The sequence below is a fragment of the Nonomuraea sp. NPDC049784 genome (assembly GCF_040659615.1).
GTDB lineage: Bacteria > Actinomycetota > Actinomycetes > Streptosporangiales > Streptosporangiaceae > Nonomuraea.
In genome coordinates this window covers 1-2,054 of record NZ_JBFAMX010001066.1, presented here as the reverse complement: position 1 = coordinate 2,054, position 2,054 = coordinate 1, and the positions used below count along the sequence as shown (strand labels likewise).

The following is a 2,054-nucleotide window of genomic DNA, read 5'->3' as shown; positions in this document are numbered from 1 at the left end:
GTCGACCTGGACGACCCCACGACCGCGGCCGCGCTGCGCGCCGCGCCCCCGGCCGCGCCCACGGGGCAGACCGACCCCGGCCGGCTGGCGTACGTGCTGCACACCTCGGGTTCCACGGGCCTGCCCAAGGGCGTGCAGGTCTCACACGCCAACCTGGCGAACTTCCTGGTCACCATGGGCGAGCGGCCCGGCCTGGAACCCGGTGACGCGCTGCTCGCGGTCACCACGCTCGGATTCGACATCGCCGGGCTGGAGCTGTTCCTGCCGCTGACCCGCGGCGCGCGTGTGGTGGTGGCGTCGGCCGACACCACCCGTTCGCCGGAGGCGCTGGCGGCCGAGATCGACCGGCACGGCGTGACGGCCATGCAGGCCACCCCGGCGACCTGGCAGATGCTCCGCGACGCCGGATGGGCCGGCTCGCCGCGGCTGCGGGCCCTGTGCGGGGGAGAGGCGCTGCCCGCCTCCCTCGCACGGTGGCTGTCGGACCGCACGGCGGGGCTGTGGAACCTGTACGGCCCCACCGAGACCACGATCTGGTCCACCCGGCACCAGGTGACGGACGGGGCCGCCCCGACGCTGGGCCGCCCGATCGCCAACACCGTGACCTACGTGCTGGACAAGCACCTCGAGCCGGCTCCGGTGGGCGTGCCCGGCGAGCTGTTCATCGGCGGCGCCGGGGTGGCGCGCGGCTACGGCGGCCGCCCCGACCTCACCGCCGAACGGTTCATCGCCGACCCGCTCGGCCGGAGCGGCACCAGGCTGTATCGCACCGGCGACCGGGTCAGATGGCGGGCCGACGGCGAACTGGAGTTCCTCGGCCGGGTCGACCAGCAGATCAAAGTCAGGGGATTCCGGATCGAACCAGGTGAGGTCGAGGCGGCACTGTGCGCGCACCCGGCAGTGGCCGCGGCCGTGGTGGTCGCCCGCGACGACGGAGCGGGCCGCCGCCTGGTCGGCTACCTGGTGCCGGCCGACGTCACGGCGGGTCTGCCGGAGGCGGGCGAGCTGAGGTCGTTCCTGCGGAGGAGCCTGCCCGACTACATGGTCCCCGGTGCTTACGTGGAACTCATCGCGATCCCCTTGACGCCCAACGGCAAGTACGACCGGGCGGCACTCCCTGCCCCGCAGGCCGTGACCGGCGCGTTCGCCGCCCCCGCCTCGTTCACCGAGGAGAGGCTCGCCGCGATCTGGGCCGAGGTGCTGGGCGTGACCAGGGTCGGGACCGGCGACGGCTTCTTCGAGCTGGGCGGCCACTCTCTGCTGGCCACCCGGGTGATCTCCCGGGTGCGGGCGGAACTCGGCGTCGAGGTGCCGCTGACGGCGCTGTTCGACCACCCGACCGTGGCCGGGCTGGCCGCGGTGGTCGACGTGGCCAAGGCGGCCTCCGCGCCGCCCATTGTCGCGGTGCCGCGCGGACAGGCCCTGCCGCTGTCCTTCGCGCAGCAGCGGTTGTGGTTCCTGGACCAGCTCGAACCCGGCGCACTGGAGTACAACGTGCCGATCGCGCTGCGCATGAACGGACCGCTGGACGTGGCCGCGCTGGGCGCGGCGCTGGGGGCGATCGTGGAGCGGCACGAGGTGCTGCGCACCCGGCTGGTCGCGGTGGACGGTGTGCCGTATCAGGTCGTCGACCCGGCGGCCGGGCTCGACCTGCCGATCATCGACCTGTCGCACGAGCCGGACGCCCCGGCCCGCGCGCGGGAGCAGGTCGTCGCGGACGCGACGCTGCCGTTCGACCTGGAGACCGGGCCGCTGCTCCGGGCCCGGCTGATCCGCCTCGGCGCTGAGGAGCACCTGCTCAGCCTGTGCACGCATCATGTCGCGTCGGACAAATGGTCGGTGGACGTGCTGCGCCGCGAGCTGACCGTTCTGTACGAGGCGTTCTCCCGGGGTGAGCCGTCGCCGTTGGCTCCGTTGCCGGTGCAGTACGCCGACTTCGCGGTCTGGCAGCGCGAATGGCTTCAGAGCGAGGTGCTGGAGGAACAGCTCGGTTACTGGCGCGAGCGGCTCGAGGGCGCGGCCGCGCTGGAGCTGCCGACCGACCGGCCACGCCC

General features: G+C 73.8%; 1 protein-coding gene. It reads left to right on the top strand.

Features of this window, described 5'->3' with window-relative positions; genetic code table 11:
• Positions 1 to 2,054 (top strand): amino acid adenylation domain-containing protein (locus AB0J09_RS63250; protein WP_360713943.1); only part of this gene is annotated, 2,054 nt, incomplete at both ends.